Annotated in this window: 8 protein-coding genes and 2 pseudogenes; 7 read left to right on the forward strand and 3 right to left on the reverse strand. The window is 62.7% G+C overall.

All coding sequences use genetic code 11. The features are described 5' to 3' along the window. Positions 1-279: 279 nt before the first annotated feature. Together EJO66_RS31880 and EJO66_RS31885 are read right to left on the reverse strand one after the other, a co-directional pair. Positions 280-483 (reverse strand): annotated as a pseudogene (locus EJO66_RS31880) (tyrosine-type recombinase/integrase); the annotation flags it as partial. Between the two features lie 98 nt (positions 484-581). Then, positions 582-1,145 carry a TetR/AcrR family transcriptional regulator gene (locus EJO66_RS31885; RefSeq protein WP_124962033.1) on the reverse strand — a complete coding sequence of 188 codons (564 nt, stop codon included), beginning with the start codon at positions 1,143-1,145 and terminating at the stop codon, positions 582-584. A gap of 149 nt (positions 1,146-1,294) precedes the next feature. Here EJO66_RS31885 and EJO66_RS31890 point away from each other — a divergent pair, with 149 nt between their 5' ends. The 7 genes and pseudogenes from EJO66_RS31890 to EJO66_RS31925 all read left to right on the forward strand — a co-directional run bounded on the left by EJO66_RS31890 (position 1,295) and on the right by EJO66_RS31925 (position 6,952). Beyond that, positions 1,295-2,029: an SDR family NAD(P)-dependent oxidoreductase gene (locus EJO66_RS31890; protein WP_125967203.1), complete on the forward strand. Its 735-nt coding sequence runs from the start codon at positions 1,295-1,297 to the stop codon at positions 2,027-2,029. A gap of 21 nt (positions 2,030-2,050) precedes the next feature. After that, positions 2,051-2,818 carry an SDR family NAD(P)-dependent oxidoreductase gene (locus EJO66_RS31895; protein ID WP_124962031.1) on the forward strand — a complete coding sequence of 256 codons (768 nt, stop codon included), beginning with the start codon at positions 2,051-2,053 and terminating at the stop codon, positions 2,816-2,818. Between the two features lie 27 nt (positions 2,819-2,845). Beyond that, complete coding sequence (locus tag EJO66_RS31900; protein WP_124962030.1) at positions 2,846-3,448, forward strand: NADPH-dependent F420 reductase; 603 nt, start codon at positions 2,846-2,848, stop codon at positions 3,446-3,448. A gap of 31 nt (positions 3,449-3,479) precedes the next feature. Further along, positions 3,480-3,827 (forward strand): annotated as a pseudogene (locus EJO66_RS31905) (nuclear transport factor 2 family protein). Then, positions 3,824-4,438, forward strand: coding sequence for a DUF6985 domain-containing protein (locus EJO66_RS31910; protein ID WP_240648941.1), 615 nt, complete (start codon positions 3,824-3,826; stop codon positions 4,436-4,438). The pseudogene EJO66_RS31905 and the gene EJO66_RS31910 overlap by 4 nt, the downstream one beginning before the upstream one ends. A gap of 626 nt (positions 4,439-5,064) precedes the next feature. Further along, positions 5,065-6,108, forward strand: coding sequence for an IS110 family RNA-guided transposase (locus EJO66_RS31920; RefSeq protein ID WP_125967205.1), 1,044 nt, complete (start codon positions 5,065-5,067; stop codon positions 6,106-6,108). A gap of 316 nt (positions 6,109-6,424) precedes the next feature. Next, positions 6,425-6,952 (forward strand): cytochrome C5, encoded by a 528-nt coding sequence (locus tag EJO66_RS31925; protein ID WP_125967206.1) that lies wholly within the window; start codon positions 6,425-6,427, stop codon positions 6,950-6,952. A 147-nt stretch (positions 6,953-7,099) separates the two neighbouring features. On the opposite strand, the gene EJO66_RS31930 is transcribed toward EJO66_RS31925, so the two are convergent. Continuing rightward, positions 7,100-7,420: a hypothetical protein gene (locus tag EJO66_RS31930; RefSeq protein WP_125967207.1), complete on the reverse strand. Its 321-nt coding sequence runs from the start codon at positions 7,418-7,420 to the stop codon at positions 7,100-7,102. Between the last annotated feature and the right edge of the window lie 1,375 nt (positions 7,421-8,795).

Genomic DNA, 8,795 nt, shown 5'->3' on the forward strand with positions numbered 1-8,795 from the left:
ATCACGCCCTCGAAGTTCGCCTCCTCCACAAGGAGCTCGGTTCGCCTGACGTTGGGCGCACCCCGGAAGTTATCAGCACCGTCGTTCTCATAGAAGTCGGCGAGCGCCTGCAGCTGGCTTACCTGACGCTGGGGCCGCCCACGGACCCGCTGCGAAGGCGCCCTTCAGATACGCCCGCTTTAGACTGGTTGCAGTCAGTCGGCGTCATCCGGCAGCACATCAATCCGCCTCACCGTCGCAGCAAGGCGGACGGATCTGCGCCGCTCAATCGGCGCTCGCTCAGATTTCCGTCTGCTCCGAGATCTCCAGGGCGTCATCCACCTCGATGCCCAGGTATCTGACGGTCGACTCGAGCTTCGAGTGGCCGAGCAGCAACTGCACCGCACGGAGGTTTCTCGTCCGCCGGTAGATCAGCGTCGCCTTCGTCCGTCGCATCGAGTGTGTTCCGTAGTCGGCAGGATCCAGTCCGAGCTCTCTAACCCAACCACGTCCGCTTTCTGAGGCATTCGCGATAGCGGCTTCAAGGCTTGCAACCAATGCCTTTGCCTGCTCGACGTTCAACTCGATCTCTGTGTTAGCCACTACACAATCGTCGGTGATCGCTTTGTCAGGATGGCGCTCGCGACGATGTGAAAGAGACGATCGGCCCGTGGGGCAAATGAGGGTTGGCCGGCGAGCCAGCTGAGTGCCGACATGAGGGCGAACAGGTCCTCCCCATCCATATCGGCGCGCGCCGTTCCCTCGGCCTGAGCTCGCAGCAGCAGTCGCGCTCCCGCTGAGTGCAGCGCTGTGCTTGAAGCGTGAAGCGCGGAGTCCGGGTCCGCGTGGGCGCTCGCCATCAAGTCGCAAACGCCGCTATAGGTCTGCGTGAATCGCACTGCTTCGCGAAACCAGGACACGAGCGCTTCGTCAGGTGAGCTCGACGTTTCGAGCTCGGTCGCCTGCTGGGTCAGTGCGTCCGCATTCGTCCGCAGCAACGCATCGAACAAGGCTTCTCGCGTCGGGAAATGACGAAGCAGCGTGGCCAACCCGACCTCGGCTCGGCGGGCGATATCTCGCATCGACGCGTTGGCGCCGTGCTCGGTGACGACGTCGCGCGCGACTGCAAGTAGATGGCTGTAGTTCTTTTTGGCGTCGGCTCGCATGGAGGATCTTGACAAACGGATCAGTGATCCATATATTCGGATCAGTGGTTTGGATGTTGTCGATCTGATTTGGACCACTGATCCACATGATACCGCGCCTTCGCACCAACAGGGAACAGGCGCTTCAACTCCAACCAAGGAACCATGACATGACCAGACTGAATGGAAGGACCGCCGTGATCACCGGTGGCGCGACCGGCATCGGCCTCGCAACCGCCAAGCGCTTCATCGAGGAGGGCGCCTTCGTCTTCATCTTCGGCCGCCGGCAGGAAGCGCTCGACGCCGCTGTGGCCGAGCTTGGACCCAATGCCCGCGCGGTGAAGGGCTCCGTCTCCAATCCAGCCGACCTCGACCGGCTCTATGCCGCGGTAAAGGCCGAGCGCGGCACCCTCGACATCGTCTTCGCCAATGCCGGAGCGGGAGGCCCGCTGGCGCTCGGCAAGATCACAGCCGAGCACATCGACGAGGCCTTCGACACCAATGTGAAGGGAGCGATCTTCACCGTTCAGCAGGCGCTGCCGCTGATGGGCCGGGGCGCATCGATCATCCTGACCGGATCGAGCGCGGGCACCACGGGCGCCCCGGCATTCAGCGCCTACAGCGCGAGTAAGGCGGCGGTGCGCAACCTTGCGCGGACCTGGGCGGAGGACTTGAAGGGCACCGGCATCCGGGTCAACGTGCTGTCGCCCGGACCCACGGCGACCGACCTTGCGAAGGCAGCGCTGGGCGAAGAGGGCGTCAAGGCCTTCGGCGCGATGACGCCACTCCAGCGCATGGGCGATCCGGCGGAAATCGGAGCCGTGGCTGCCTTTCTCGCGTCGTCTGACAGCAGCTTCATGACCGCAAGCGAGGTCGCCGTCGACGGCGGCTTGGCACAACTCTGAACCGCCACGAAAGAAAGCCAAATGGAACAATCCCTCAAAGGAAAGACTGCTCTCGTTACCGGGGCATCGCGTGGCATTGGCCGCGCCATCGCCGAACGACTTGCAAGGGATGGTGCGACGGTCGCACTGACCTACAACGCCAGCAAATCTGGCGCAGACGAGGCGGTCGCGGCCATCGGGAAAGCTGGAGGCACTGCGTTCGCGATCCACGCGGACCTCGTTGACCCGACGACCGTCCCGACCTTGTTCGAGAGACTGGACGAGGAGTTCACCAAGCGGAACGGCAGCAAAGCTCTCGACATCCTGGTCAACAACGCTGGCAACTCCGGCTGGATTGGCTTCAAAGACGCGACGCCGGAAAGCTGGGACACGTTGATCGCGGTTTACGCCCGCGCGCCTTTCTTCATCGTTCAGGCCGCGCTGGATCGTTTTGCCGATGGTGGACGCATCATCAACATCTCTTCCGCTGCCGCCACCAAGCCTGTGACCACCGCGCCGGTTTACTCGATGGCCAAAGCGGCCATCAACAACCTGACCCATGCGCTCGCGTCCGAGCTGGGGCCGCGCGGAATTACCGTGAACGCGGTGGCGCCGGGCTTCACGCGAACGGAGGCGAACGCCGCCTTCCGGGAAAACGCCGAACTCGTCAAGGCGGTCGAGGCCGACATCGCGCTGGGACGTTTTGGCGAGCCTTCGGAGATCGCCGCCGTCGTAGCGTTCCTGGCTTCCGATGAAGGCCACTGGGTGACCGGCCAGACGATCGAGGCGAGCGGCGGCTACAAGCTCTGACCGCGTCTAAAACCAAAGGAAAATCATATGAACTACGCAATCATCGGCTTTGGCGAGATCGGCCAGACCCTCGCCAAGGCGTTTGCTCGCAAGGGCATCGCCGTATCCGTCGCAACGACGCGCAACCCGGAAAGCTTTGCATCGGCCGCGACCGCGATCGGACCTGGGATCACCCCCACAACACTTGCGGAAGCGGTCAGGGCGGACGTCGTCTTCCTGGCTGTCCGTTTCCAATCGCACCCGGATGTCGCGAAGGCGCTGCCGAGCTGGCAGGGCAAGATCATCGTCGATGTGACCAATGCCTACGGTGTGTCCGCCGAGGACCTGGGCGGAAGGCCCTCGGCCAAGGTCGTCGAGGAGGCCTTCGCGGGCGGCAGGCTGGTCAAGGGCTTCAACCATCTGGTCGCTGCCGTCCTGGACCAGGATCCGGCCGTACATGGCGGCAGGCGAGTCGTGTTCCTGACGAGCGACGACGACGATGCCGCAACGCAGATCGGGGCGCTCGCGGAAAATCTGGGCTTCGCACCGATCAAGCTTGGCGCGCTTTCAGAAGGTGGGTTGCTCGTGCAGGCGCACGACAAGAGCTGGGGCCGCCTGATCTTCAAGGATTTGGTCAAGTTCGACTCATGAACAGCACGACCGGGGGAATGGAGAAAATGCCATGAGCACCGAGAAGAACGTCCAGGCCGTGAAGGACTTTCACCGCGATAGGCCGCGGCGACAGGGAGGCTCTGCTGCCGCTGGTCGCCGAAGACATCGAGTGGATCATTCCGGGCGAGGATTGGCCGCTGGCCGGAACGCGCCACGGACACGCCGGGCTGGCGGATTTGCTTGAGACGGCATCCAAGTCGATAGAAACGTCCACGGAACCCCGGGAGTTCGTAGCGCAAGGAGACCGGGCTCTCGTCGTCGGCTTCGCGAGCGGAAAGATCAAAGCCATGAACAAGACGTCCGAGGACAACTGGATCTTCGCCATCACGGCCGGGACGGCAGATTGACCAATACATGAACACCACCCCTATCTCCCCCAGCGATGTTCCACTGATCGTGCAGGGTCTGCCGACGCTCTACGGGTCCAAGGGAAGCTGGGTGACAGCCTTGCCATTGCCCCATACCGCGCGTTTTCGCGGCGCAACCGCACGGGCGGCGTCGCCAGGCTATGCCAAGGCCGACCGGATCGCCGAAACAGGCGAGGTGACCGTTTACCTCGAGAACGACGACGGATCCGACGGGGCGCCCGATGGAGCGATGATCGAAGCAGCGCGTTGGCTGCTCGAGAACGATGCGGCCTTTTTCCGTGCAGTGCTGGACGCCATGCTGGCTGATCTGCCGTCTCTGCGCGCCATCGAGAACGCGACCGTCCTGGCCGACGATGCGTTCCGACTGCCCGAGCGCTGGGGCGAGGCCACGTTGCTGCCCCTGGTTCGGCTCAACAACATCAATCTATACCCCGTCCTCGGCGCGCCCTATATCGGTCTGGACTTCAGCTGCGCCTGGGAGGACGAGCATGGCTATGGGCTGATGTTGGCAGGCACCGAGGTCGTGGAAACGGGCGGTGCCGACGTGGGCGCGTTGGGCTGGATCGCCGCGCGGCATGCGGCAAAGCGGCAATCGCAGTGATGGAGCCGCCGTACAGCGGGGTGAGGCGCGGCATGGTCAGGGACGGCACCCGCGTACTGATGGGCCGGCTTTCTGCGTATTCGCCAGACCCTGAGGTGGTGTCGCGGCTTGCGAAGCTCTTCCGGCCCGCACTCGACTGGAAGGGCTTCAAGCGCGCTGTTTGGTCCTCCATCAGAAATATGCCGATTCATGATGCAAGCGCCCTCGCCACGCCCCAATGAGACCATGGATCGTCGGACCTTGCTTCCCGCTCTTGAATCGCCGCTCTCAGAATACGTGCCGGAAGTTGCCTCGGCTCGGGAGGTCGTGATGTCAGGCTTGGATTGGCCTACCCCATATTGGCCTGAGTTGGCCGTGGCTTGGCTCGAAGCGGGCGTGCCAATGGACGACGAGATTGCGAAGGTGCTCTCGAGGATTGCGGATACCAAGACCTTTCCGCAGAAACTCCGGCATCGCAGCGCGACGCTGGTGAGACAGTGGAATCAGCGCCAGTAAGTCACCAAACGCTTCATGCCCGGCCGTTCACGCCGGTGCAATGCGGCCATGAGCATCGGTGAGCGGGCGGGTTGATTGACCCGCAGAGTTCTCTTCCTAGACTCGTAGACCCCCTACGAAGGAGAGCTTGAATGACCTACTTCACCGGAATCGATGTGTCCCTGAGATCCGTCTCGATCTGCGTCGTTGACGACCGCGGCGAGGTCTGTCGGGAGGCCAAGGTCGACGCGCATGTCGATGTCATTGTCGACTGGCTGCACGCCTTCAGTCCCGAGTTGAAGTCCGTTGGCTTCGAAGCCGGGGCACTGAGCCAGTACCTCACCTACGGCCTGCAGGCCGCGGGCTTCGAGGTCATCTGCCTGGAAGCCCGGCAGGTCAAGAACACCCTGGACGCCATGCGCAACAAGACCGACCGCAACGACGCCCGCGGCATCGCGCAGATCCTGCGCACCGGCTGGTACAGCCGCGTGCACATCAAGAGCCTGCACAGTCACCGCGTGCGCGCGCTGCTCGCCAGCCGCAAGGCGATCCTGACGAAGTGCGTCGATCTCGAGAACGAGCTGCGCGGTCTCCTGCGCGTGTTCGGCATCCGCCTGGCCCCGCGCGTGGGCCACGGATCCTTCGACGCCCAGGTGCGCCAGACCTTCGCCGATGACGAGATGCTGTCCTGCGCGCTCGTGCCGCTGCTGGACGCGAGGACCGTACTCTACAAGACCTACCTGAAGCTGGACAACGCGGTCAAGGCGCTGACCAAGGCGGATCCGCTGTGCGTGCGGCTCATGTCCATCCCGGGTGTGGGGCCCGTGGCGGCACTCACCTTCAAGTCTGCGGTGGACGACCCGGCCCGCTTCAAGTCGTCGCGCAATGTCGCGGCCCACTTCGGCCTGACACCCGAACGCTACCAGTCCGGCGAGATGGACAATCCTGGTCACATCTCGCGAGCTGGCGATGCTGACGTGCGCTCCGCCCTCTACGTCGCGGCGCACTCGCTGCTCACGCGCAACGCCCAGTGGTCGTCGTTGAAAGCCTGGGGCATGCGGCTGGCCAAGACGAGAGGCCATCGACGTGCGGTGATTGCGGTGGCACGCAAGCTGGCCGTCATCCTGCACCGCATGTGGGTGGATGGCTCCGAGTTCCGATGGGGTTCACAGGAACCTATTGCCGTGAAGGCGTGAGCGGTGCCGGCTGGAGCGATGTGCCGATAGATCGAATCGAAAGGGATCAAGAATTGGGCGTTCAGGTGTAGGCGATGGTCCGGATGAAGCCGTAAATGTCTGCTGCGCTGTAAAGCGCGTCCACAAGCGCGGCTCTCCGCTCCGTCTGACCAGTGCGTGCAGCGCCGACCCTCGGGTCGGGACGACTGCGTAGAGAAGCGTGACCTGCACCGAGACGTTCTGTTCGACAAAGCCAAATACCGAGATACTCTGCGCTTGACAAACTGGCCCGATCAGAGAAGCAGACCTGGACGGCGCTTTCACACAGGGAGACGGGGTGATCCACAAATTCAGAGAAGCGATCGCAAGCAGCGGAGTACTCACCGATGTTGAGGTGCGCGATGACATTGTCGTGGGCCGGGCTCGAGTGTTGGCAGCGCAAGCTGACGTTTGGGTCAACGTCGATCCTGAACTCGAGGACGGAGAAGCACCGGACGCTACAGCTCTGCTGCGCGGCATCGACCAAATACTCGGCGTCTCGCCAACGCAGTGGGGCCTGATCATCGACCAGATCGTAGGCGAGGTCGAGGCGGCTGTCGGTGACGAGCCAGTGCAGGAAACCACCAGCCTGCGCTCCGACTTGGTCTTGAAGTCTGTCGTTGTGTTCGCCGGGACGACGCTTTTGCGCTTCGAAGCGCCGCGCCAGTTTCCCGACAGCTGGATCCATGCTCAGCTTGACGAGCAACTTGCTCTCGATGACCTTGCCGTCGACGCGCGAGAAGTGGATGCAGAAACGGTGTCGTTCAACACCGTTGACGATCTGCTAGACCACGTCAGCGAGGACAACACGCCGCGAGAGCCGTAGAAAGGAAACCTCTTCGACGAAGGTCCGATGGTCTCCGGTCCCATGCACCGAGCCATGGATGCCCAACAGGAGAAGCCGCTTAGCGGCTCGATGCGCAGCACGACAGCCCGGCCCGCATGCCGGCGATCGTTATGCATACTGCTCTTCTCAACGAAGCAGACCGCAGTAGCATCCCTCCTGCAGGCCGCTTGCGGCCAAGGGCCGCCGCTTCGGCAACTGGCCGTCGTCGACCGCGATCGAGATCGCATCGGAAACCGCGCGTTGGCGCGCGGCATGGTCGAGCGGCATCGCGAGCCAGGCTTTCAATTGCTTCAGCGCCTGTGCCGCCGTGATGCGGCCGGCACGTTGTTCGGCAATCAGCGCGTCGTGTTGCTGCGAGTCATGAGACACCACGCGGCGCTCGGCCGCGGCCGACGGGCGCGTGACGCCTGGATCGGCCGCCGCCGCCGAAGCGCCGAACGCCAGCACGCAAACTATGGGTGGTAGGCCCCCGCACCGCCTGCGAGGTAATGAGGCAACGAGTTGGGCTGCGCCGAATTGCGCGCGGCCACGACTCTGCCTCCATCGATCTTGTGGATTGGCACTCTGCTCCCTTGGATGGCACTTCTGCGTGGCTGATGGCCGGGGCAGAAGCGAACATTCCGGCACCAACATGCCTACCGAAAAGTTCGTAAAAACGGACTCTAGGGCGTTTTGTTAACAAAAGGCCCAGTTCAGTCAAAGATGTTGCCGGAGCGTGAACAGGTGCGCGAAACGGCGGCCATGAGCCGGTGTAGGACGCATCAAACGCCACCTGGCAGCCGGATGGTGGAATCAGCCGATCCTTGCGGCGAGCACAAGGAAGCAGGCTCTTGTCCCACAACTTGGGCTGGTGCGAGGCGATAACTTAAGTTCTCTCGCGCTCTGTGCGGGACCTGGGTGCACCACCGCACCGAGACTTGCACCCAGCTGCTTGCTGGGGGTTTTTTCGCTCACCTAGACACTCATGGCCCTTAAGAAGAACGACATGCTCGCTTGCATCCGGCAGAAATTTTCCGTACCCGCACGCCGCGGCGGCTTGGTCGAAATACGCGGCGTCAGCGGAATCATCACTGGCATGAGCGGGGACTGCGTCAGGGTCAAGCTTGTGGGAATGGAGCGGGGAGTTCCATTTCATCCTCACGAGATTACTTATTCATAAGTCATTGCCCGAGCGGGCTGTCCTACGCGCTGGCATGGGACCGCAGCGTAAGGCTTGTTTCCACATGCGACCCTGGGCCCGCGCCCGGGTCTTTGAATCAAGGCCTCGCGGCAGGTTGTGATGCCGGATTGAATGACCGCTTTTGAGAGAGCCGAAGGGCGGCATCGGGCCCGAAGCCGTCTTTCGGACGGCTCCAAAGCGGCCGTTGATCTGCGCAACAAGCTGGATTCAGCACCCGCGGTTCCGCGCAACAACATGAATTAAATCGCCCGGGCTTTTGCTGATGCCGAATCTAGGCCGATCTGCGAGAGAGTCCCCGCAAACACTTAGAAAGCCCCAGTGCAGCGGACGCTGACCATGACTGCTCCGGGCAAGGCTGTTCGCGAAACAAGTTCATCCCACCGGTTGTTCTGTTTAAGGGGCGTGACTGGCCCTAGTGGGTAGATTCGAACGTAGCTCGGGAGATGAGAAGTCAAGTAAGCACCCACGGTATGGCTTCGCACCCGCGCGGCACTCTCCTCCCGGTCCGAAGAGCCGACGGCAGCAAATCCGACGACATCCACCACCACGCTGCCCGCAGCAAGCTCCGAACAACGCCGTTGCTCCAAGAAGACAGAAATGGTCTCGACTGCTTTGGCGTTCTCGCCTTCAACGGGCCCAAGA

Origin of the sequence: Variovorax beijingensis (assembly GCF_003951285.1) — a bacterium.
Classification (GTDB): Bacteria; Pseudomonadota; Gammaproteobacteria; order Burkholderiales; family Burkholderiaceae_C; genus Variovorax; species Variovorax beijingensis.